Source organism: Pseudomonas sp. NPDC087346 (assembly GCF_044744235.1).
Taxonomy (GTDB): domain Bacteria; phylum Pseudomonadota; class Gammaproteobacteria; order Pseudomonadales; family Pseudomonadaceae; genus Aquipseudomonas.
The window spans coordinates 61835-85392 of the sequence record NZ_JBIUXX010000003.1 but is presented as its reverse complement, the minus strand read 5'-3'; the positions used below and the strand labels follow the sequence as shown (position 1 = coordinate 85392).

General features: G+C 58.7%; 19 protein-coding genes. 5 read left to right on the top strand and 14 right to left on the bottom strand.

Features of this window, described 5'->3' with window-relative positions; translation table 11 throughout:
* Nucleotides 1-59 precede the first annotated feature (59 nt).
* The gene (locus ACIOZM_RS03045; RefSeq protein WP_401209404.1) at nucleotides 60-1718 is read left to right on the top strand and encodes a nitrite/sulfite reductase; all 1659 of its coding nucleotides are present in this window, start codon (nucleotides 60-62) and stop codon (nucleotides 1716-1718) included.
* The gene (locus ACIOZM_RS03040; RefSeq protein ID WP_401209401.1) at nucleotides 1702-2196 is read left to right on the top strand and encodes a DUF934 domain-containing protein; all 495 of its coding nucleotides are present in this window, start codon (nucleotides 1702-1704) and stop codon (nucleotides 2194-2196) included. The genes ACIOZM_RS03045 and ACIOZM_RS03040 overlap by 17 nt, the downstream gene beginning before the upstream one ends.
* Before the next feature lie 66 nt (nucleotides 2197-2262).
* Here the strand turns inward: ACIOZM_RS03040 and sohB are convergent, their stop codons facing one another.
* Nucleotides 2263-3294 carry a protease SohB gene (gene sohB, locus ACIOZM_RS03035; protein WP_401209399.1) on the bottom strand — a complete coding sequence of 344 codons (1032 nt, stop codon included), beginning with the start codon at nucleotides 3292-3294 and terminating at the stop codon, nucleotides 2263-2265.
* A gap of 204 nt (nucleotides 3295-3498) precedes the next feature.
* Here sohB and ACIOZM_RS03030 point away from each other — a divergent pair, with 204 nt between their 5' ends.
* Both ACIOZM_RS03030 and ACIOZM_RS03025 read left to right on the top strand, forming a co-directional pair.
* Nucleotides 3499-4209 carry a histidine phosphatase family protein gene (locus ACIOZM_RS03030; RefSeq protein ID WP_401209396.1) on the top strand — a complete coding sequence of 237 codons (711 nt, stop codon included), beginning with the start codon at nucleotides 3499-3501 and terminating at the stop codon, nucleotides 4207-4209.
* A 49-nt stretch (nucleotides 4210-4258) separates the two neighbouring features.
* Nucleotides 4259-4573, top strand: a complete 315-nt coding sequence (locus ACIOZM_RS03025) for an SCP2 sterol-binding domain-containing protein (protein WP_123431867.1) — start codon at nucleotides 4259-4261, stop codon at nucleotides 4571-4573.
* Nucleotides 4574-4630: 57 nt separating this feature from the next.
* On the opposite strand, the gene ACIOZM_RS03020 is transcribed toward ACIOZM_RS03025, so the two are convergent.
* The 13 genes from ACIOZM_RS03020 to ACIOZM_RS02960 all read right to left on the bottom strand — a co-directional run bounded on the left by ACIOZM_RS03020 (nucleotide 4631) and on the right by ACIOZM_RS02960 (nucleotide 21134).
* A complete protein-coding gene (locus ACIOZM_RS03020) occupies nucleotides 4631-5125 on the bottom strand; it encodes a hypothetical protein (RefSeq protein ID WP_401209394.1) in 495 nt (164 codons plus the stop codon).
* Between the two features lie 92 nt (nucleotides 5126-5217).
* On the bottom strand, nucleotides 5218-6270 hold the full coding sequence (locus tag ACIOZM_RS03015; RefSeq protein WP_401209392.1) for a hypothetical protein: 1053 nt from the start codon (nucleotides 6268-6270) through the stop codon (nucleotides 5218-5220).
* 12 nt (nucleotides 6271-6282) lie between these two features.
* Nucleotides 6283-6810, bottom strand: coding sequence for a PAAR domain-containing protein (locus ACIOZM_RS03010; protein ID WP_401209390.1), 528 nt, complete (start codon nucleotides 6808-6810; stop codon nucleotides 6283-6285).
* Between the two features lie 43 nt (nucleotides 6811-6853).
* The gene (locus ACIOZM_RS03005) at nucleotides 6854-8473 is read right to left on the bottom strand and encodes an ABC transporter ATP-binding protein (protein ID WP_401209388.1); all 1620 of its coding nucleotides are present in this window, start codon (nucleotides 8471-8473) and stop codon (nucleotides 6854-6856) included.
* Between the two features lies 1 nt (nucleotide 8474).
* Nucleotides 8475-9497, bottom strand: a complete 1023-nt coding sequence (locus tag ACIOZM_RS03000; RefSeq protein ID WP_401209386.1) for an ABC transporter permease — start codon at nucleotides 9495-9497, stop codon at nucleotides 8475-8477.
* On the bottom strand, nucleotides 9497-10561 hold the full coding sequence (locus ACIOZM_RS02995; RefSeq protein ID WP_401209384.1) for a microcin C ABC transporter permease YejB: 1065 nt from the start codon (nucleotides 10559-10561) through the stop codon (nucleotides 9497-9499). Before ACIOZM_RS02995 ends, ACIOZM_RS03000 begins: the two co-directional genes overlap by 1 nt.
* Complete coding sequence (locus ACIOZM_RS02990) at nucleotides 10548-12398, bottom strand: extracellular solute-binding protein (protein WP_401209381.1); 1851 nt, start codon at nucleotides 12396-12398, stop codon at nucleotides 10548-10550. Before ACIOZM_RS02990 ends, ACIOZM_RS02995 begins: the two co-directional genes overlap by 14 nt.
* 206 nt (nucleotides 12399-12604) lie before the next feature.
* On the bottom strand, nucleotides 12605-15247 hold the full coding sequence (locus ACIOZM_RS02985; protein ID WP_401209379.1) for a TonB-dependent receptor: 2643 nt from the start codon (nucleotides 15245-15247) through the stop codon (nucleotides 12605-12607).
* 115 nt (nucleotides 15248-15362) lie between these two features.
* Nucleotides 15363-15866 (bottom strand): RES family NAD+ phosphorylase, encoded by a 504-nt coding sequence (locus ACIOZM_RS02980; RefSeq protein WP_401209376.1) that lies wholly within the window; start codon nucleotides 15864-15866, stop codon nucleotides 15363-15365.
* Nucleotides 15863-16354, bottom strand: a complete 492-nt coding sequence (locus ACIOZM_RS02975; RefSeq protein WP_401209697.1) for an antitoxin Xre/MbcA/ParS toxin-binding domain-containing protein — start codon at nucleotides 16352-16354, stop codon at nucleotides 15863-15865. Before ACIOZM_RS02975 ends, ACIOZM_RS02980 begins: the two co-directional genes overlap by 4 nt.
* Before the next feature lie 241 nt (nucleotides 16355-16595).
* Nucleotides 16596-19508, bottom strand: coding sequence for a TonB-dependent receptor domain-containing protein (locus tag ACIOZM_RS02970; RefSeq protein ID WP_401209373.1), 2913 nt, complete (start codon nucleotides 19506-19508; stop codon nucleotides 16596-16598).
* Between the two features lie 172 nt (nucleotides 19509-19680).
* Nucleotides 19681-20628 carry a FecR domain-containing protein gene (locus ACIOZM_RS02965; protein ID WP_401209371.1) on the bottom strand — a complete coding sequence of 316 codons (948 nt, stop codon included), beginning with the start codon at nucleotides 20626-20628 and terminating at the stop codon, nucleotides 19681-19683.
* Nucleotides 20625-21134, bottom strand: a complete 510-nt coding sequence (locus tag ACIOZM_RS02960) for a sigma-70 family RNA polymerase sigma factor (RefSeq protein WP_401209369.1) — start codon at nucleotides 21132-21134, stop codon at nucleotides 20625-20627. The genes ACIOZM_RS02965 and ACIOZM_RS02960 overlap by 4 nt, the downstream gene beginning before the upstream one ends.
* A 298-nt stretch (nucleotides 21135-21432) precedes the next feature.
* Here ACIOZM_RS02960 and ACIOZM_RS02955 point away from each other — a divergent pair, with 298 nt between their 5' ends.
* On the top strand, nucleotides 21433-23151 hold the full coding sequence (locus ACIOZM_RS02955; RefSeq protein WP_401209366.1) for a hydrogenase maturation protein: 1719 nt from the start codon (nucleotides 21433-21435) through the stop codon (nucleotides 23149-23151).
* Nucleotides 23152-23558: the final 407 nt, after the last annotated feature.

Below are 23558 nucleotides of genomic sequence, written 5' to 3'. Positions count from 1 at the left end.
CCAGCAAGCGAAAAACGCAGCGTTTTCCGAGTAGCCCCAAGCCTGAGAACAGGACTTATATGTACGTATACGACGAGTACGATCAGCGGATCATCGAGGACCGCGTCAAGCAGTTCCGTGATCAGACCCGACGCTATCTGGCAGGTGAGCTGAGCGAAGAAGAATTCCGCCCTCTGCGCCTGCAAAATGGCCTCTACATCCAGCGTTTTGCGCCGATGTTGCGAGTGGCGGTGCCTTACGGCCAGCTGACTTCGCGCCAGACGCGAATGATGGCAAAGATTGCCCGTGACTTCGACAAGGGCTATGCCCACATCAGTACCCGGCAAAACGTACAGTTCAACTGGCCGGCGGTCGAAGACATCCCGGACATCCTCGCTGAACTGGCGACCGTGCAGATGCACGCGATCCAGACCAGCGGCAACTGCCTGCGCAACGTCACCACTGACCAGTTTGCCGGCGTCGCTGCCGACGAAGTGATCGATCCGCGCCCATGGTGCGAGATCGTCCGTCAATGGACTACGTTCCACCCGGAATTCGCCTACCTGCCGCGCAAGTTCAAGATTGCCGTGAATGGTTCGACTTCCGACCGCGCCGCGATCGAAGTCCACGACATTGGTCTTGAGCCAGTGCACAACGCCGCTGGCGAACTGGGTTTCCGCGTGCTGGTGGGTGGCGGTCTGGGCCGTACTCCGGTGGTTGGCGCGTTCATCAACGAGTTCCTGCCATGGCAGGACCTGTTGAGCTATCTCGATGCCATTCTGCGGGTCTACAACCGCTATGGCCGTCGCGACAACAAATACAAGGCGCGGATCAAGATCCTCGTCAAGGCACTGACGCCTGAAGTGTTCGCCCAGAAAGTCGATGCGGAAATGGAGCACCTGCGCGGTGGCCAGACCACATTGACCGAAGCCGAACTGCATCGCGTCGCCAAGCACTTCGTCGACCCGGACTACCTGGCGCTGGATAACCAGACCGCCGAACTGGCCGCACTCGACAAAGAACATCCGGGCTTCGCTCGCTGGCGCAGTCGCAATACCCTGGCGCACAAGAAGCCGGGTTATGTCGCCGTGACCCTGTCTCTGAAACCGACCGGTGTTGCACCGGGCGACATCACCGACAAGCAACTGGATGGCGTTGCCGATCTGGCCGAGCGCTACAGCTTTGCTCAACTGCGCACATCGCACGAGCAGAACATCATTCTGGCCGACGTCGAGCAGCGCCAATTGTTCACCCTGTGGGGCGAGCTGCGCGAGCAAGGTTTCGCCACGCCGAACATCGGCTTGCTGACCGATATCATCTGCTGCCCGGGCGGTGATTTCTGCTCCCTGGCCAACGCCAAGTCGATCCCGATTGCCGAATCGATCCAGCGCCGTTTCGACGACCTGGACTACCTGTTCGATATCGGCGAACTGGACCTGAACATCTCCGGTTGCATGAACGCCTGCGGTCACCACCACGTCGGCCACATCGGCATCCTCGGGGTGGACAAGAAAGGTGAAGAGTTCTATCAGGTCTCCCTCGGTGGCAGCGCCAGTCGCGATGCGAGCCTGGGCAAGATCCTCGGCCCGTCCTTCGCACAGGACGCCATGCCTGACGTGATCTCGAAGCTGATCGACGTCTACGTTGAACAACGTACCGAAGACGAGCGCTTCATCGACACCTACCAGCGTATTGGCATCGACCTCTTCAAGGAACGCGTCTATGCAGCGAATCATTAAGAACAACGCGGTGGTCGACGAAACCTGGCACTTGCTGCCAAAGGACGCGACCCTCGACGGTATTTCCAACTGCGACGACCTGATCGTGCCGTTGGCCCTGTGGCGTGAGCATGCGCATGCACTCAAGGCTCGCGACGGCGGTCTTGGCGTGTGGCTGGACGCCGATGAAGAAGCCGAGGAAATCGGTGAAGACGTTGGCGAATTCCAGGTTATCGCCCTGAACTTCCCGGCCTTTACCGATGGCCGCAACTACTCGAACGCGCGCCTGCTGCGCGACCGTTACGGTTTCAAGGGTGAACTGCGCGCCATCGGCGATGTGTTGCGCGATCAGTTGTTCTACCTGCACCGTTGCGGTTTCGACGCATTTGCCCTGCGCGCCGATAAAGACCCGTACGAAGCCCTTGAAAGCCTCAAGGACTTCTCGGTGACCTATCAGGCCGCCACCGACGAGCCGCTGCCGCTGTTCCGTCGTCGATAAACCTTCGGGTTTATTCTGCATAAAAAAACGCCGGTCACTGACCGGCGTTTTTTATGGCTGACTGTTTTACCAGAAGCGTTGCTGGGTCAACCGGCTCCACCAACTCAGCAGCACGCGATCCACCGAGCCGCTGGCTGCCATGCCGATGCGCTCTTGCAGGCTTTTGCGCTCTGCGTAATGCAGGTGGTAGACCTCGGACTTCTTCGCCCGGTCAGCGAGGTATTCGTCGCTGGTCTTGAGTTCATCCACCAGTTGTTTGTCCAGCGCCGCGACGCCGAGCCAGACTTCACCGGTAGCCACGTCGTCGATGGCCAGTTGCGGGCGATATCGCGCAACGAAGTTCTTGAACAGTTGATGGGTGATATCCAGGTCTTCCTGGAACTTCTCCCGCCCCTTTTCGGTGTTTTCGCCAAACACGGTCAGGGTGCGTTTATATTCACCGGCGGTGAGCACTTCGAAATCGATGTCGTGTTTCTTCAGCAGGCGATTGACGTTGGGCAACTGCGCCACAACGCCGATGGAGCCGAGAATCGCGAACGGTGCGCTGATGATCTTCTCGCCGATGCAAGCCATCATGTAGCCGCCGCTGGCCGCAACCTTGTCGATGCACACGGTCAACGGCACGCCGGCTTCGCGGATGCGCGCCAGTTGCGAAGAAGCCAGGCCGTAGCTGTGAACCATGCCGCCGCCGCTTTCAAGACGCAGTACGACTTCATCTTTCGGCGTGGCCAGGGTCAGCAGCGCAGTGATTTCGTGACGCAGGCTCTCGGTGGCTGACGCCTTGATGTCACCGTCGAAATCCAGCACAAACACCCGGGATTTGGCCTCGGGTTTGTTCTTCTGCTTCTTCGCGCTTTTCTCGGATTTGGCCTCGCCTTTGCGCAATGCCTTCAATTGATCCTTGTCGAGCAAGGTTTGCTCCAGGCGTTCACGCAGCCCTTTGTAGAAATCATTGAGCTTGCTGACCTGCAACTGCCCGGCCGATTTGCGCCGGCCTTTGCTGCGCAACGCGGCAAAACTGGCCAGCACCACCAGAATGGCGACCACCAGGGTTACGGTCTTGGCCAGGAAGCTGGCGTATTCGACAAAAAACTCCACAGAGACTCCTTCAAACGATGCGCGGCTTCAAGACACGCGCGGGATGGCTCCAGCATACCCATGCACCCGCTCGGCGACCAGCCATGAAACCTCTGGCAACAAGCTTGCGACGGGTCATTCAAACAAGCGTATGTTTTTTCATTGACAGCACATGCTCATGCTCATAACCTCGCCAAACCTTCAACGTACCGGGATGACGCGGACGTGGGCAGCATCTATTTGATTCGACATGGCCAGGCCTCCTTTGGTGCAGACGACTATGACGTCCTCTCGCCGACCGGTGTGCGTCAGGCAGAAATACTCGGCAAACACCTGGCCGAGCTGGGGATCAGCTTTGATCGGTGCCTGGCTGGCGACTTGCGCCGCCAGCAGCACACAGCCAACAGCGCGCTGGAGCAATTCACCGCTGCCGGCCTTCCCGCACCCATTCTGGAAACCGACGCCGCGTTCAACGAGTTCGATGCCGAGGCAGTGATCCGCGCCCTGCTCCCGGCGATGTTGCCGGATGAACCGGAAGCCCTCGACATTCTGCGCAACGCTGCGCAAAACCGTGGCGAGTTTCAGCGTATCTTCGCGCTGATCATCGAACGCTGGCTGTCCGGCACCTACGACCCACCGGGCCTGGAAAGCTGGCTGGGGTTCGTCGAGCGGGTTCAGGGCGGTCTGCAACGCATTCTCGAACAGGCCGACGGCAACCAGAAAATTGCCGTGTTTACCTCCGGCGGCACGATCACCGCGCTGATCCACCTGATTACGCAAATGCCTGCTAGACAGGCGTTCGAACTGAACTGGCAAATCGTCAACACCTCGCTCAACCAGCTGAAATTCCGCGGTCGCGAGGTGTCTCTGGCTTCCTTCAACAGTCATGCTCACCTGCAACTGCTGAAGGCCCCGGAACTCATCACCTTTCGCTGAGTCCGGATTACTGTGACCCTGCTGCAATCAACCCAATAAGGATCGAACCATGACCTCCGTAGCTGATGCCGTACAAGCAATGAAAGCCAAGTTCAACCCAGCCGCTGCTGCCGGTCTGGATCTGGTCTTCGGTTTCCGCATCGACGAAGAAAAGAACTTCTCGCTGATCGTCAAGGACAGCACCTGCGAGCTGCAGGAAGGCGTGAATCCAGATGCCCAGGTCACTCTGGTGATGGACGGTGAAACTCTGGAAGGCATCGTCGACGGTTCGACCGACGGCATGCAAGCGTTCATGGGCGGCAAACTGCGCGCTGAAGGCGACATGATGCTGGCAATGAAACTGTCCGAACTGTTCCCGTCGTAAGACGTCAGTCGGCCATAAACAAATCCCGCCTTAATGGCGGGATTTGTCGTTTCAGGGTCACTGGATACTGGCGGAGTCCAGCTCTTTGAAGACCTGCCGATCGGCGACCTGAGTTTCACTGTCGGGGTAAATCAACGCGACAGAGCCCCCGGGGATGATTTCACCGGTTTGCGCATCACGGGCGAAAGTGATGACATACCGCTCACCCTGGTACTTCAGGTAAATGTTGTAATAATCTTGCGGCTGGTCCGGCGCTTCGAAAGCACTGTAGCGATAGCGGATGCGTGGAACCAGCATCGGCCATTCCTTGCGCAGAGAATCGCCATCTACTTTGGGTTCCGCATATTCCAGGGCAACAATTGCGCATGCTACCAACTCGTCATTGTCTGTTGATTTCAGCAGTAATGGCTGGATGCGCAACATGGTCACGGGGCTGGCTTTTCCATCGACAACATCACGACGGTACATGCCGTTGCGAAACCACTTTGAGGCGTCAAAGCGGTTTTCTTCCGGGCTCCAATCGCCGTAGTACATCATCACTTTCTCGCTCATTACATTTTCCTTTGTGTGCAGATACAAACCTATCGCACTAAAAACCAGCAGAAAAAATGCTATTGCACCCGCGCGTTTTCTAACACTGATCATCATGGCTGTGCCGGTTGCCCTTTCTTGAATTTCAGTTGTTGCTTGGGTGGCCCTAAAGGTGTATTACCCGAACGTACCTTGCCGACAGCACCGAAGTCGTCCAGTGGAAAACGCATTAATTTTTCATTATCCGAACGACTCTTGGCGTGCATCGATAATGTTTTATCCTCTCCGGTGGCCAAATCCTTTGGCCTGATCGGAGCCTTTTCATCAGGTAACTCGGCAGCGTTGTTCTTTTCTGATAATCGATGTGCTGCCAGCCGTCTCTGGTAACTCGCCTGTTTGACCTCAAAAGCTAAACTGGCTCGTTTGTCCGACGCTATACGTGCTTTCGCCCCCTCCAGCCGATCGCGGTCTGCATCGCTGCCATACGTTTGGTCGTAAAGACTGCGTCGCGGGTAAGCATGAATGGTTGCCCCGGTTGCCTCGGCAAGTTTCTGTGCAAGGCTGAGTTCGTAATGCTCCTGGCCTTCGCTGACCAGCGCCGTCTCGTCCACGCCTAATCCTGTTCGGCAGGCGTACGAAAAGATGTTGGCGCCCAGGGCAAAAGCGTCCGGCTGCAACTGACCGGCCTGAGCAGGCCCAAAGCGATAGCTGGCGTCCTTGCCTTCGATTTCGTATCCGAATTCGATGTTGAACACCACGCCGTGAGCAAAGATGTCGAGCTGTTTGATTTCGCGCTTCTCTTCCACTCGTTTGTTTATAAAGGCAACCAGTTCTGCAGCGGAATCAATCTCCAGGTATTCGGCGTTGTATGTGTTGACGACAAGCTTTCTGAGCGTTGCGCGCATCTTGGGATCGTACTCGGCAACGAAGAGTAGAAAAAAGGTCTTGTCCGCTGCGCCTTTTTTTATCGTTGAGTACGTCTTCAACTGCCCGACGCCCTGGTTGATAAAGCTCATTTTGTTGCCGTAATTTTCGCGAAAGTCAGTCCAGGCATTTATGTGATAAGAGCCTACCACCGTTACATAATCGTACTTCAGCGTACCCTTGACCTGCGTCGTCCCGTGCTGATCGCTCGTCTGAATCTGTTTTTTGTCCGGTGTAGCCACGCCGCACCTTCCTTAGTAATCGATGCCCAAAGCATCCAGATGAGCGGCTGCGTCCTTGCCCCATTGCACGACAATGGACGTTGGATCGGTGGTGAATACCCGGGCGGCGTTGCCGTGGTTGTCGGTGTGGCCGACGAGACGCTGGCCGTCGCCGGTTTCGATGCAATAGAGCATGTCGGGAATGGCTTCGCCGCTGGTCTCGTCAACCAGTTGAAAGCGCTCGCTGTGTTTGGGCACGGTGATGATCGGAGTGAACGGCGCCGAACCGACCTGAGTGCCGACGAAGACATCGCCGGACCCGGTGATGATCACGCCGCCGTGGGCCGTGGCACTGCCGAGGAAGGCGATGGGCTTGCCGTTGATCAGGATGTTGCTGATGCCCTCAGTGACGGAATCGCCACAGGCCGTGGTGTCGCCAACACGCAATACCGGCATGCCGTTGATGTTCACATTCGGTGAACCGCTGGTGCTGGGATTGGTGCCGTGGCCGGTCACCGGGCAGGCATTGAGATCGCTGAGTCGAGCGGCGGGTTTCGCCATTATCTACATCCTTGTATGGGCCAAGGCGCGGAATGTACCGGATCTAGACAACGGTTAAAAGTCCGGGCTCACGATTACTCTCAACCACAGGCGTCGCAAACGCGGCCGCCAGCAACTCCCGCGTATACGGATGCTGCGCCGAGCGAAACAGCTCGCCAGTCTCGCCTCGCTCCAGCACTTCACCGTCCTTCATCACGATCAGGTCATGGGCCAGCGCCCGCACCACCGCCAGGTCATGGCTGATGAACAGATAGGTCAAACCATGTTGCTCCTGCAATCGCCGCAACAGCGCAACGATCTGTTTCTGCACGGTGCGATCCAGCGCCGAAGTCGGTTCGTCCAGCAGGATCAGATCAGGCTTGAGCACCAGCGCCCGGGCAATCGCGATGCGTTGGCGCTGACCACCCGAGAACTCGTGGGGATAGCGGTGACGCGTCGAGGGATCGAGACCGACTTCATGCAGCACATCGATTACTGCCCTTTCGCGCTCAGCAACATTCAGATCGGTATGCACGCGCAATCCTTCAGCGATGATCTGCTCCACGCACAGGCGCGGGCTGAGGCTGCCGAACGGGTCCTGAAACACCACTTGCAGGCGCTTGCGCAACGGGCGTAGTTGCTTACCGCTCATTTGCTCCAGCGCTTCGCCCTGAAATCGAATCGAGCCTTGAGCATCAATAAGCCGCAGGATCGCCTGACCCAGCGTTGACTTGCCGGAACCCGACTCACCGACAATTCCCAGGGTCTTGCCGCGTTGCAGGTTCAAATCGATGCCATCGACAGCCTTGAGGCACGACTTCGGCTGCCACCAGCCTCCGCCCAATCGGAAATGAACCTTGAGATCGCGCACCTCAAGCAAGTCCTCCGCGACATCCCGGGACAACGCCTCACCGCCCGGTTCGGCATTCAGTAATTCGATGCTGTAAGGATGTTGCGGTGTTCTGAACAATTGCTCGCAAGGCGCCTGCTCGACAATTACGCCACCCCGCATTACGGCTACTCGCTGGGCAATATTGCGCACCAGATTGAGGTCATGACTGATGATCAGCAGCGCCATGCCCAACCGCTGTTGCAGCTCCTTGAGCAGCATCAGAATCTTGCGCTGCACCGTGACATCCAGCGCCGTGGTCGGCTCATCGGCGATCAGCAACTGCGGCTCGCAGGCCAGCGCCATGGCGATCATCACTCGCTGTCGCTGACCGCCCGAGAGCTGGTGCGGATAGGCCTTGAGCCGTTCGCCGGGTTTCTGGATGCCGACCAGTTCCAGCAACTCCAGAATACGTTTGCGCGCCGCTGCACCCGCAAGACCTTTGTGTAGCGCAAGACTCTCGCCCAGTTGTCGTTCGATGGTGTGCAACGGATTCAACGAACTCATAGGCTCCTGGAAAATCATCGCAATCCGATTCCCGCGCAATTGCCGCAAATAGCGTTCGTGTACGCCGAGCAACTCTTCGCCGGCATAACGAATACTGCCGTCAATCCGCGTTATCGCCGGATCGAGTAATTGCAGAATACTGTGCGCCGTCACCGATTTGCCGGAGCCGGACTCACCGACCAAGGCCAGGCACTCGCCCGGACGAATATCGAGGTCGATGCCGCGCACCACTTCCTGGCCATTGAATGCGACTCGCAAGTCGCGCAGTTCGATCAGATTCTCGCTCATATCAAGTCCTTGGGTCATACGCATCACGGCAGGCTTCGCCGATGAAAACCAGCAACGAGAGAATCAACGCCAAGGCAAAAAAAGCGGTCAGCCCCAGCCAGGGTGCTTGCAGATTGTTCTTGCCCTGTCCGATCAACTCGCCCAATGAGGCGCTGCCGGCCGGCATGCCAAAACCGAGAAAATCCAGCGCCGACAAGGTCGCAATCGCCCCGGTCAGAATGAACGGCAGATAGGTCAGGGTCGCACTCATGGCGTTGGGCAGGATGTGCCGACTGATCACCTGAGCATCACCCACGCCCAACGCCCGCGCCGCTTTCACATATTCCAGCCCCCGGCTGCGCAGGAACTCGGCGCGAACCACATCCACCAGACTCAGCCAGGAAAACAGCGCCATGATTCCCAGCAACCACCAGAAATCCGGTTCGACAAACCCCGACAGAATGATCAGCAGATACAGCACCGGCAGCCCCGACCAGACCTCGAGTACGCGCTGACCGAACAGATCGATCCAGCCACCGTAGTAACCCTGCAAGGCGCCAGCGGCGATGCCGATCAATGCACTAGCGGCGGTCAGCGCCAGCGCGAACAACAACGAGATCCGGGTGCCGAAAATCACCCGCGCCAATACATCTCGTGCCTGATCATCGGTGCCGAGCCAGTTGGCGCTGCTCGGTGGACTTGGCGCCGGTTCGGTCAGGTCGTAATTCACCGTATCGAAGCCGAACGGAATTGGCGCGAACCATATTCGTCCGCCCAGCCCCTCGATCAATTGCCGCACCTGAGCGCTGCGATAGTCCGGCTGAAACGGCAGTTCACCGCCAAAATCCTGCTCGGTATAACGCTTGAACGCCGGGAAATATGGTTCGCCCTTGAATGTCACCAGCAGCGGCTTGTCGTTGGCGATCAATTCGCCGCCGAGGCTCAACCCAAACAACCCGAGAAACAGCCACAACGACCACCAACCCCGGCGATGCGCCTTGAAACGTGCCCAGCGACGCTGAGCAATCGGAGAAAGCGTCAACATCAGGCAGCCCTCGCGGTGAAGTCGATACGCGGGTCGACCAGCGTGTAACAGAGGTCGCCGAGCAATTTTATCAAGAGGCCGAACAAGGTGAAGATGAACAGCGAACCGAACACCACCGGATAGTCACGCGACACCGCCGCCTCGTAGCTGAGCCGGCCGAGGCCATCCAGCGAGAAGATCACTTCGATCAGCAGCGAACCACCGAAGAACACCGTCACCAGCGCCTGAGGCAATCCTGCGACCACCAACAGCATCGCGTTGCGAAACACATGGCCGTACAACACTTGACGCTCACTCAAGCCCTTGGCTCGCGCCGTGACCACGTAGAGCCGCGAAATCTCGTTGAGAAAGCTGTTCTTGGTGAGGATCGTCAGCGTGGCGAAACCGCCGATCACCAATGCACTGACCGGCAGCACCAAGTGCCAGAAATAATCGGCAACCTTGCCCCACAAGGACAACTCGGCAAAGTTGTCCGAGACCAGACCGCGCACCGGAAACCAGTCCAGCGCAGTGCCGCCGGCAAACACGATGATCAGCAACAAGGCGAACAGAAAACCCGGCATCGCGTAACCGATAATGATTGCCGCGCTACTCCATACATCGAACGCCGAGCCGTTGTGCACAGCCTTGCGAATACCCAGCGGAATCGACACCAGATAGGTGATCAACGTCGCCCACAGACCCAGCGACAAAGTCACCGGCAGCTTCTGCCAGATCAGTTCGGTAACGCTGGCGCCGCGGAAGAAACTCTTGCCGAAGTCCAGTTGCGCGTAGCTTTTGAGCATCAACCACAGTCGTTCGCTGGCCGGTTTATCGAAGCCGTACTGACGTTCGATATCCGCCACCAGTTTGGGATCGAGGCCACGAGTGGCGCGGGATTCACCGCCGATGGTTTCGACATGTGCAGCGCCTACCGCAGCGCCAACGCCAATACCTTGCAAACGGGCAATCGCTTGCTCCACCGGCCCACCCGGCGCGGCCTGCACGATCACGAAATTCACCAGCAGAATCGCCAGCAGCGTCGGCACGATCAGCAAAAAACGCCTCAGGCTATAACCCCACATGGACGTATTCCTTTTGTTGTTGCTGCATCTGTGACTGGGTCAATGCGCTCGGACTGACCTCCCACCATGTGTCGAGGCCGGCGTCGTACAGCGGCGCAATTGCCGGGCGGCCAAAACGGTTCCACCACACCGAGGAAATACCTGGCGGGTAATAGTTTGGAATCCAGTAGTAACCCCACTGCAATACCCGATCCAGTGCATGGGCGTGGCGCAGCAGACTGTCGCGATCTGCGGCCTGCACCAGCCCTTCGAGCAGCACATCCACCGCGGGATCGCGCAACACCATGTAGTTGTTGGAGCCCGGATCATCGGCACCATCGGAACCAAAGTAATTGAACATCTCGCGCCCTGGCGCCTGGCTCACCGGGTAGCCGGCGACGATCATGTCGTAGTCACGATTGCGCACGCGGTTGGTGTATTGCGCAGTGTCGACCTGACGAATATCGAAGCCGATGCCGATCTGCGCCAGGTTGCGTTTGAATGGCAACAGCAGCCGCTCGAAACCTTTCTGCCCATTGAGAAAGGTAAAGTGCAGCGACTCACCGGCAGCGTTCACCAGTTGATCGCCCCGAGGTTTCCAGCCTGCGGCTTCCAGCAGTTTCAGCGCTTGTAACTGTTCAGCGCGGATGTTGCCGCTGCCGTCGGTTTTCGGTGCCTGGAACACCTGACTGAAGACTTCGTCGGGTATTTTTCCGCGCAATGGCTCGAGGATTTTCAGCTCTTCAGCGTCCGGCAACTCAGTCGCTGAGAGTGCACTGTGCGAGAAATAGCTGCGTTGGCGCAGGTACATGCTGCGCATCATCTGCCGGTTGCTCCATTCGAAATCCCAGAGCATGGCGATGGCCTGCCGTACCCGGCGATCCTGAAACAGCGGCTTTTGCAGATTGAACACGAAACCCTGCGCGCCTTGCGCCGCACCGGGTGCCAGATGTTCGCGGAGCAGCTTGCCCTGATCCAGCGCCGCGCCGGCATAACCGATGGTGTAACTGGTGGCGGAAAATTCGCGGTTGTAATCGAAGCCACCAGCCTTGAGCACTTGTCGCGAAACGTCAGTGTCGGCGAAGAACTCCACACTCAATTGATCGAAGTTGTACAAGCCGCGATTGATCGGTAGATCCTTGGCCCACCAATCCGTGACGCGCTTAAATTTCACGCTGCGCCCGGCATCCACTGCGCTGATCCGATACGGGCCACTGCCCGGTGGAATCTCGAAACCCGCGCCATCGGCGAAGTTGCGCGTACGCCACCAGTGTTCGGGTAGCACCGGCAGCGTCGCCAGATCCAGCGGCAAGGTGCGGCTGTCGTTGTTCCTGAACACGAAGCGCACCTGGGTTGGAGACTCGACCAGCACTTCGGCGACATCACGAAACTGCTGGCGGTATTTGAGGCTGCCTTGAGTGGTGAGCAGTTCGAAGGTATAGCGCACGTCTTCGGCGGTAATCGGCGTGCCATCGTCGAAGCGCGCGGCGGGATTCAAGTAAAAACGCAGCCAGCGACGATCTGTATCCAGCTCCATTTTTTGCGCCACCAGCCCATAGACGCTGTAGGGCTCATCCTTGCTGCGATAGGCCAGCGGGGCGTAGAGCCAGCCGTCGATATCGGCGACGCCGGTGCCTTTGTCGATGTAGGGAATCAGGTGATCGAACGGGCCGCTTTCCAGCGAGGAGCGGCGCAGGCTGCCACCCTTGGGCGCATTGGGGTTGGCATAGGCCAGGTGCTGGAAGTCCGGGGTGTATTTGGGAGCTTCGCCGTAGACGGTGAGCGCGGTTTGCGGGGCGGCGAATGTGGCTGTGCTGAGTAGCAGGCAGAAGCCCAGAATGTGGTGTCTGGCAAACATTTGGCAGATCCTTTTTACATGGTGCTGCTACTGGCCCCATCGCTGGCAAGCCAGCTCCCACAAGTTCTGTGGGAGCTGGCCTGCCAGCGATGTGGCCGAACAGTCAAAACACCTTCTGCCTACCTGTGATGTGCAACAGGCCAGCAATTTTTATAGGGCAGGCTTTAGACCAAAAAGTGACTATCCACCGCCCCGACTGATCATTTTCAAAACTTGTAAGTAACCCGCGAGAACAGCGTTCGCCCAAATGGATCGCCGTATTTCGGGTCGTAGCCGCTCTGGAACGTATAGGTCTGGTTGCTGAATGGCGGCTCACGGTCAAACAGGTTTTTCGCGCCCAGCGTCACGCTCAGCGTCTTGCGCCAGGTGTAAGTGCCGGACAAATCCCAGACGTTGTAGGAGCCGACGTAGTCGTGCGTCTCACGATCCGAATCGTGATAACCGCTGGTGTAGCGGTTGGTCAGCGCGGCGCCGAACGGGCCGTAGTTCCAGCTGCCGGTCAGGCTGTGACGCCAGCGAGCCACGGCGCCGGCCGAGGCAAAGTCGCCGCCACGAAAATCGCCGAGCTTGTCGATGTAGTCGCCCTTGAGCTGCTGCTGATAGTCATAACGAGTGACGTAAGTGCCTTGCAGGCCGATGCCGAAGTTGCCGTACGGCGTGCTGGGCAAGCGGTAATCGAAGCTGACGTCGACGCCATTGGTCTTGATCTTGCCGAGGTTGGCCAGACCGGTAATGACGTGATCAATGGAGCCGTCAGGCTTGCGAATCAGGCGATCCGGATACAGCTCCGGGTTCTCGAACACTGCCGATTCCGGGAACTCGGCGATCTGGTTGGCGATGTCGATCCACCAGAAATCCAGCCCGGTGGTCAGGCGCTCGAACGGCTGGTAAACGAAGCCGAGAGTGACGTTACGAGCGGTTTCCGGGCTCAGATCGGTGTTGCCGCCAGTGCTGCGATTGAACTGCTGCGCGCAATCACGGTTGGCGATCCCGCCGTTGCTCGGATTGCCTCCGGCGCACAGTCGCGGATCGTTGTAGTTGGCATTGGTGAATGTGGTGTAGTTCGGATTGTAGAGCTCATACAGCGACGGCGCGCGAAATCCTTCGCTGTAGGCGCCGCGTACTACCAGCTCCTTGAACGGCTGAAAGCGGAACGAGTATTTCGGGTTGGTGGTGCTGCCGAAGTCGCTGTACTTGTCGTGGCGAACGGCTGCGGACAGTTCCAGGCTGTCGAGCACCGGCACATTGACCTCGGCGTATTGGGCCGAGACGCTGCGATCCCCGGCAACACTGCCGTTTGGATCGACGCCGAGGCTTTGTACATCACCGGCAAACTGCGCGAAGTCCTGATGGAAATCCTCCTTGCGGTACTCGCCACCCAAGGCCAGCCCCGATGGGCCGGCACCGAACCAGTCGCCGATCTCGCGACTGATACGCCCGTCAATCGCTTTCACTCGCCCTACGGCTGTGGCGTAGTCGCCGTCCACCGCGTTGGCCGCCAACAGTGCCTGCCCGGCGGCAGTTTGCGCGCCGAAAGGGTTGATCACGCCGTTGGTGATCCCTGCGCTGATCGCATGATCGTTTACGTATCCGCTGTCGATGCTGTTGGTGACTTTGTTCTGGTTGTACGAAGCGCCGACGTTGTAATCCCAGCCGACCACACTGCCGTCGAAACTCAGTAGCAGACGCTGGCCAACGTTGTCATCTTCATGTTGACGGGCACCAACCGCTGTTTCGCGCCAGTTCACATCGACCGGCTGCGTCGGATCAAGGGCAAAGCCGTTTGGCCCCGGTGTAATGCCGTTACCCGGATAGAACGTGGTGCCGGGGTTGACCTGATTGCCCATCAAGGTGCCGGGGCCGATCTGCGTGCGGTTTTCATTGCGCGCCCAGAAGTATTCGAGGCTGACATTGTGATCGTCCGAAAGCTTGCCGGTGGCTTTGGCGAAGGCCGAGGTCTTTTCGGTCTCCGGCACCAGATCGAGGTAATTCCACAGGCTCTGCCGGCAGATACCGTTGCGCGCCAGCAGCCCCGGCGCGTTGCAACCGGAACCCGCCAGCGGGTTGGTGGCGTTGCTGCCCTGGCTCCAGTTGGCCGGTGACGCAGTGCCGGAGGTGTAATCGAGGCCGCGAGCGGGCTGATAGTTATAGGTGTAGCGGCGATCATCGGCCGCCAGTCGTTGCTGCTTGTCGTAGCTGACCACACCGAACACGTTGAAGCGGTCATCCTGCAAATCACCAAAACCCCAACTGCCGCTGAAGTTGTGGCTTTCTCCCCCGCCCGAATGTGTCGGCGTGTCGTAGTTGGTGCTGATCTGGCCTTCGGTGAGACTGGTTTTGGTGATGAAGTTGATCACCCCGCCGATGGCGTCGGTGCCGTACAGCGCGGAGGCGCCATCTCGCAGCACTTCGACGCGATCAATGGCGGCGAACGGGATGGTGTTCAAATCGACGCCAGAGCCATTGATGGCGTTGGTCGCGTTGTTGCTCAGACGTCGACCGTTCAGCAGTACCAACGTTTTGTTCGGGCCGATGCCACGCAAGTCGGCATACGACGCCCCGCCACTGCTCGAACCCACCGACCGCCCCGAACCGACCGAAGACTGGTTGGCGGAAATCCGGCTGACCAGTTCCTCGGTCGTTGTTACTCCCTGCTCGCGCAGTTCTTCAACCCGCAGGATGGTGACCGGCACCGCAGTCTCGGCATCGACCCGGCGAATCGCCGTACCGGTGACTTCCACCCTTTGCAGTTGAGTAGTGGGCTCGTCGGCAGCGACTGCCGGCAAGGTGTTGATTGCCATCAGCAAGGCCAGGCTCAACGGGGTTCTAACGGGTGAAAATCGAATCATGAACAGCCATCCCTGCGTTTTGGTTTATGCAGGGATGTGCGACGGCGAATAAGGATTTATAGAGGTCCGGTTAGACCGTTGGGTGATGAGGTTATGCACAATTGGCAAATGCGTTTCACGCTAGCACCATTTCCCTCAGCAGCCGGGTATCCAGTCCAAATCGTTCTTGGGAAACCATCCTGAACTGCCCCTCTGCCAGCTCGCAGCTCACCAACAAATTCCACGAATGCCGGGTCGCCGCAGAAGGGATCAGCACAAACGGATGTTCAGCCAGTAAAGCATCGGCAAATAGTCGTTGATTGGGTGACGGCTTTGCCGGGCTCAACCAGTAAGGATTCGGCACATCCTCTGGTTGCACTATTTTGACCTTCGCGTCGCTGATGACCTCAAAGCACGTCAAGACATAAGCCTCCTTGTCCAACTTGTCAAAACTGCTATTGGCTGCCACCTCCAGAATGGCCGAGGACGGATCGACTGACGCGTAAATGACTCGCCGGCCGGGGATGTTCCATCGACCACCATTCAGATTTGAACCAATCCCGCGGTCCCACGTACATCCGTAGATCTCGAGATCCAGCCGCCAGGCGTACCAATGCTCATCCCAAGGCAAGGGATTCATGTGTAAACCCCGTAGATGACCTGCCCCAGGTACTGCTCCACCATCTGGAAACCCAGAAAATGCCGGATCAATTCCAGCGGCACGCGACCGTTCATGTAAGGGGTGGGTTTCTGCAGCCACTCCTCTGCCCGCGATTGACGTCCGAAGGCCCGAGTGGCCATTTCAAGCACCAGCGCATGTTGGTAGGCAATGACGCTCTGCAGCGGGTCAAGCCGCACCGATTTGCCTTCCTTCAAAAGCCGCCGCACGGTTCTGACAGACTTGCCGGTTATACGTTTGACCATGTCGCCTTGCAGGTAAAGATCTGAAGTTGAAAGCATGCTGACTACGTCGTTCAACTCAAAACCTTCATCGGTGAGGTCAACGATCCGCATGGCGTCGTCTCCGATGTTCTGACCATGCACGAGCAAATCGACAGGTTTGCCCTCGGCCCTTTTCAGTCCCGTAAGCCGGGCTACTTTTGCATTAGGCACCGCGACATCCTCCATAGGGCATCTGGCACGATCGTCGCGCCAGTGATAGCGAGAGGGATAAACAGGCGTTTCGTATTCCAAGTGTGGTGTTCGCATGATCCATCCGTTTTCAGAGGCCTGAGCGTCCAAGCCGTGAGCGACTTCAATGTCATGCCAAATGCTATAGATCACGCGTCCGACGACCAACCTGAAAAAGTCGTCGGAAATATCCGCTGTTTTGCCAAAAGACTGCCCGTTTCCGTAGGACGCTTCGCACTCAACTGCCGAAGTGATAACTCACATCCAGCCACCACTGCCGCCCGTACGGGTCATAGTTGCCCGTCGGGTAATACGGCCAGCCCGCCGAGTCATCATGTTTGATCTGATTCAGCACGTTGTTCACAGTCAGACCGACGCTGGCACGGTCGTTGAGCTTGTAGCGTGCGCTGGCATTGAATACGGTCCATGGCGACAGTCGCCCATCCCCCGCACCGTTGGTGACCGAGCCATAACGAATGCCCATCAACGTCGCCGTGGCTTGCTGATAATCCCAGGTCAGGCTGGCGTTGACCTTGCTGCGCCAGTCGTAGTTGCTGCGCGAGGTTCGCAAGTCCTGCGTCGGTGCTTCCTCGGACTCCTTGTAGTAATGCGAAAGCACCAGGGTGTAACCCAACGCTGAACTGAACGCGCCATACTGCCCGGCGCCCCAGCGGATGTTGCTCTTGAAGTCGAGGCCGCTGACCCGCTCACTGGCCGCGTTGATCGCGTTGACCCGCACCCGCTGCAACTGATTCGGATCGACAGCGGCATTCGCCGCGTTGCGGTCGATGCGTGCCAGGGTCGATTGGCACGCTGCCGAATTGATGTCCTGAGCGCCGTTGCGGCAATCGTTTTCGTCCTGCAACAGCCGGTTTTCATCAACGGTGGTCAGCAGGTCGTCGATCTCGACTCGCCAGAAATCCGTGGAGAAATCGAAGTTGCGCGATGGCGACCAGACGAAGCCGTACGTCCACGATTTGCCGCGTTCGGACTCCAGATCAGGCGTGCCGCTCTGGGTGTAGTCGACCCGCCCACGATCACACGCGCCATCCACGCCTTTGCTGCAGCCGTAATAGTCGATCTGCGCCGGGTAATAGCCGTTGCTGTCGGACTGATAGATGTAGTTCAAGTCCGGCGCACGGAAACTGGTGCCGTAGCTGCCGCGTAGCAACAGGCTGGTCAGTGGACGCCATTCCAGGCCGAGGTTGTAGGTCTTTTGCTGCTCGGTGCGACCGCTGAATTTGTACTGATCCCAACGCCCCGCGGCGGTAGCCAGAACGGTGTCGGTCACCGGAATACTGAACTCGCCACCGGCCGCATAGCGCTTGCGCGAACCGCCGGAGCTTTGCGCCGGGCTTGTGCCGTAGAAGGTACCCTCATTAAGGCCATCGTCCGGATCGATGCGATATTCCTGCTTGCCCGCTTCCAGCACTCCGGCGAATCCGACCGGGCCGGCCGGCAAATCAAACAGGTCGCCGTTGACCGAGGCGTTGTAACTGGTCGAGACCGACTTGCTGGTCTGCGTCAGGTTGCTGCGAAACTGATCCCATTCCTGCGGCGTCAGCGTCCGGTCGAGGCGCGAAGCATCCGGAGCGAACACCGGGTAGCCGCCGCGAGTGCCTAACTGCTGACCGAGATAGAAATCCTGAATCGACGCCAACGGTGTGTAGCGTGTGGTTCTGACGCTGCGATATTCCGAGCGGTTGGCCGCCAGATCGTAGTTCCAGCCAGTGTCGGCGATCTTGTCCGAGAGACCGAGAGTGCCGGTCCACGAAGTGTCGCGCCATTTGCTGTTGTTGCTGGTGCGCCCACCGATTTCTTCTTCCCCGTAACGTCGATACCAGCGCTCCAGATTGCCGGTGTTCTGATTGATGAAATCCGGCGAGGTAAATGTCGGGCCACGGGTGTTGTTCTGAATGTGATCGAGGCCGTACATCAGATCAGCAAATACCTGGCCGCTGTCACTGAAATGCCAGGTGCCACGGCTGTAGCCGTCGTAGTTTTCTTTCTGCGTCTGGATCGTCCAGTAATCGTTGTACATCTGATCGGTGCGGCAACGGCCACCGCTGTTGAACAACTTGTTGTCGAACGTGCCCTGATACGCGCCGCAACCGGGACCGAGGTAACGGTTGTTGGTGAGGTCACGACGATAACCGACATCGGCCAATGGTCCACTTTGCATAAAGCCACGGTCATCGGCCCAGATCGGATCGCGGTTGGTCAGTTCGAGACCAAACAAACCATCGAAGTCGCCCCAACTGCCACCACCGCTGATCTGCAAACGCTGATTGTCACCGCCGCCGCGCTCGGTTGTGCCGCCCTTGAGGTTGACGTCGATGCCGTTGATTTGTTTCTTGAGGATGATGTTGACCACGCCGGCAATCGCATCCGAGCCGTAGATCGCCGAGGCGCCGCTGCTGAGGATTTCAATGCGCTCAATGACCGCTGACGGGATGTTCGCCAGGTTGGTGAAGTTGACCTTGCCGTCGTACGCCGACGGGTAATCGGCGACGCGCCGGCCGTTGATCAGCACCAGCGTGTGATTGGGGCCCAGGCCGCGCAAATTGATTGCGCTGGCGGCCGGCTGCCAGGTGTTGCCGTAGTCCTCGCCCTGGGTCATGCCGGTGTTTTGCGTCTGGGTCGCCAAGGCGTCGTAGACGTTCTTATAGCCGCGCGCTTCCATCTCTTCGTGGGTGATGACGTTGACCGGGGTCGCGCCATCGCTCTGGGCACGGGCGATGCGCGAGCCGGTGACCGTGACTTTTTCCATGCGGTAATCGGCACTGCTGGTAGGCGCGGTAACCGCAGTGACTTTGGCCGGGGCCTCGCCTTCGCGGACGCTCAAACCCTGGCTGCTTTGATCAACCTGCAAGCCACTGCCGAGCAATGCTTTCTCCACCGCTTGCCGTCCACCCAACGCACCGCGCACAGCGCTACTGCGCTTGCCTTGCACCAGATTCTGGCTGAAGGAAATCGGCACACCGGTCTGCCGCGAGATGTCGAGCAACACTTCATCAAGCGGGCCGCTGGCGATATCGAAAGTGAACACTTGGGCGGCAGGCTCTGCGGCGAAAACCGTCAATGGCGCCAGGCCCATGGCCAACGCAGCGGCGAGGGTCAATCGAGGTAATTGTTGTTTGAATGAAAACATCGAGGGGCTTCCCTGTTGAAGGCATCTGCAGGGAATGAGCAGCGGGCCGAGGCTTTTTATAGGGCGCCGATTAGGCCGAGAAGTTATGGGGTTATAACCGGCGCCAAAATCAAAAGATCGCTGCCTCGTTGCACTCGTGAGCTCCTACAGGTGTCAGCGCAGTTTCTGAAGTTTATGAGCGCGGCTCGATGCTCACCCAGTACGGGTTATGCCAGGTCACGCGGATCGGCAGCGAGCGCTCCAGCAACTGCAACGTGCGGTCGCTGTCATCCAGTGGATAGAGACCGCTCAAGCGCAAACCCGCAACCTCCGGGCTCAGATGCAGAATGCCACGCCGATAACGACGCAAGCCGTCGATGACCTCGCTCAGCGGGCGGTCGCGCACTTCCAGGCGACCTTGCACCCAGGCGCTTTCGTGACCGTTGCTGCGTTCCAGCGCGAGAATATTCTGAGCGTCGAACAACAGACTCTCGCCCGCCTCCACCACTTGCCGGGCACCGCCGCGAGTCACCACTTCGACCTGCGAATGGAGCATCACCAAACGCGTGGCGTCGTCTTCCTGCTGCACCAGAAATTTAGTCCCCAAGGCGCGCATCCGACCGTGTTCGGTCTCGACCACAAACGGACGCGCAGAGTCCTTGGCCACATCCACCAACAACTCGCCGGCGCGCAATGTCATCAACCGTTGCACGGCATCGAACCGGGCGATCACCCGACTACGCGCATTCAGAGTCAAGGCGCTGCCGTCCTCCAGCGTGAAGTCACGGCGCTCACCGGTACCGGTCGCCAACTCCCCGGCTTCGGGCAGCCAGCCATAACGCCGGCCAAGCAGCCCGGCCAACAGTGCAATCCCGAGCACACTCAAACTACCGCTGATAAATCGACGACGGCTCGAAGGCGCATTGAGACTGTGCAGCAGACTGTCACGTGGCACGCCACGCAGAGTCGGATTGCGCAGCAGATTCAGACCGCCGCCCATTTGCTCGATGATCTGCTGATGGCGCGGATCGGCAGCACGCCAGGCCTCGAACGCGGCATGCTCGCCTGCATTGACCTCTCCCGACTGCAAAAGCGCCATCCATTGCGCGGCTTCATCAATCACCGTTTCGTCAGGCCTCATGCCTGCATCGCCTGATAGCAACGCTTGAACGCCTCGACCATGTATTGCTGCACGCGACTGGTCGATACACCGAGGCGTTCGCCGATCTGGCTATAGGTCAGGCCATCGAGTTGATGGTAAAGAAACGCCGCTTTGGCCTTGGCTGATAAACCGTTGAGTAACCGATCAACCGCAAGCAGCGCTTCGATCACCAGCGCCCGCTCTTCCGGCGACGGATGCACCGGCTCCGGTGCCAGCGCCAGACTCTCCAGATACGCGCGCTCCAGATCCTGGCGGCGCCAGCCTTCATAGACCAGCCGCCGCGCAATGGTGGTCAGTAACGCACGCGGTTCGCGGATTGCCGACGGGTCCGGCAATGCCAGCACCCGCAAAAAAGTTTCCGAGGCAATGTCCTGCGCACTGTGTGGGCAGCCGAGCGTGCGGCTGACGGCCGCGCACAGCCAGCGATAGTCCTTTTGGAACATCTGCCCAATGATCTGGTAATGCGGGTTATCAACTCCACCCATGTCTTGCTCCCTGAAACGGGGGTCTACCCGCTGCGAAAACCGTCGTTCTACCGGGATCGTCCGGCACTGATCAGGGGGCGACTTTGCTATAGCACTGGATACATTTGAAGGAATAAAAAATCAGCACAACAAAACTTTTAGCCATAAGACATTCCGTCGCCGCGTAAACACTGGTTAACAGAATGTTGACCTCTATCAGTTATGCCGATCCCGCCTCTGTCTAATCTTCCCGCTCCATCGAAAGCCAAGGACGGCTCACCGAGAGCCCGCGGCTGATCCCCTTCAAGGAAGAACTCACATGCGATCACTCAACATCATTCTGCTGGCTTCGGCGTTCAACGGCCTGACCCAACGTGCCTGGCTGGAACTGCGCCAGGCCGGGCATTCGCCCAGCGTTGTGTTGTTTACCGACGAAAACGCCGTGTGCGAGCAGATCGAAAACAGCGGCGCCGATCTGGTGATCTGCCCGTTTCTCAAGGATCGGGTGCCGCAAGCGCTATGGAGTAATCCGGTGCGCCCGGTGGTGATCATTCATCCCGGCATCGTCGGTGATCGCGGCGCCAGTGCGCTGGACTGGGCGATCAGCAATGAGCTGGCGAGTTGGGGCGTCACCGCCCTGCAAGCCGTGGAAGAAATGGACGCCGGGCCGGTCTGGGCCACTTGCGAATTCAATCTGCCGGCGGGGCTGCGCAAATCCGAGCTGTACAACGGGCGGGTCAGTGACGCGGCGATTCGCTGCATTCGCGAAGTGGTCGAAAAATTCATTGATGGTTTTCAACCGGTGGCACTGGACTACACCGATCCCAAGGTACGCGGGCGTCTGCAACCGAACATGAAGCAGGATGATCGCACTTTCAGTTGGCATGACTGTTCGCGGTTCATCAAACGCTGCATCGATGCGGCGGACGGTCAGCCGGGTGTGCTGGCCAGTCTGGAAGGTAACCAGTATTACGTTTATGACGCGCACCTTGATGTGCGTACCGGCACGCCCGGGGAAATTCTCGCGGTGCATGACGATGCGGTGCTGGTCGCAACCGGCGATCACAGCCTGTGGATCGGCTCGCTGCGACGCAAACCACAACCCGGCGAGGAAACCTTCAAGCAACCGGCGCGACATGTGCTCGCCGGGCTGCTTGCGGGCGTGCCGACGCTGCACTGGACGATTGCCAGCCAGCCGTTCAGCGGTGAGGCGTATCAGCCGATTCGTTATCGCGAATCCGGGAATGTCGGCGAGTTGACCGTCGAGTTCTACAACGGCGCGATGAGCACTGAGCAGTGTCAGCGAATGGTTGAGGCATTGCGCTGGGCCAAATCCCGCGACACTCAGGTGCTGTTGATCAAGGGTGGGCGCGGCAGTTTTTCCAACGGCGTGCATCTGAATGTGATTCAGGCCGCACCGGACCCGGGCGCCGAGGCCTGGGCGAATATTCAGGCGATTGACGATGTCTGCGAAGAGTTGCTCAGTGCGCGGCAACTGGTGGTCAGCGGTGTGACCGGCAATGCCGGAGCCGGCGGTGTGATGCTGGCGTTGGCCGCCGATATCGTGTTTGCCCGGGCCGATATCGTGCTCAATCCGCATTATAAAAGCATGGGTCTGTATGGCTCGGAATACTGGACCTACAGCCTGCCGCGCGCGGTCGGCCCGGCAATGGCCGAGCAATTGACACAGGAGTGTCTGCCGGTGAGTGCCAGTCAGGCGCTGCAATTGGGCATGGTTCAGGAAATCGGCCCGCGTTGCCCGGATGAATTTGCCTTGTGGCTGCTGCAACGGGCCAACGGTGCGCTGACTGATCCGACTTATGCGGCGGTGCGTGAACGCAAGCTGCGCCTTGATCATCAGTTAATGCAGGAATGCCGCGAGAGCGAGTTGCAAGAGATGCAGGAAGACATGCTCTACAACCGCAACCAGTTTGCCGAGAAATGCCGCCATTTCGTCTACAAACGCAAAGTCTGCGGGACACCGCAGCGGCTGGTGGCGGATTGGGCGCGGGTGCGTGAGGCAGAGTTGGCCGGGTAATCTTCGCCGACCATTCGGGCCTCTTCGCTGGCAAGCCAGCTCCCACAGGTTCTGCGGGTGTCCTGAAAATCCGGGTACACCCTCAATCCCTGTGGGAGCTGGCCTGCCAGCGATGGGGCCAGCACTTTCGACATCGTTGTCGACTGACATTGCGCTATCGCGAGCAGGCTCACTCCCACAGGTTCTGCGGGTGTCCTGAAAATCCGGGTACACCCTCAATCCCTGTGGGAGCTGGCCTGCCAGCGATGGGGTCGGTACTTTCAACATCGTGTCGACTGACATTGCGCAATCGCGAGCAGGCTCACTCCTACAGGTTCTGCGGGTGTCCTGAAAATCCGGGTACACCCTCAATCCCTGTGGGAGCTGGCCTGCCAGCGATGGGGTCGGTACTTTCGACATCGTTGTCG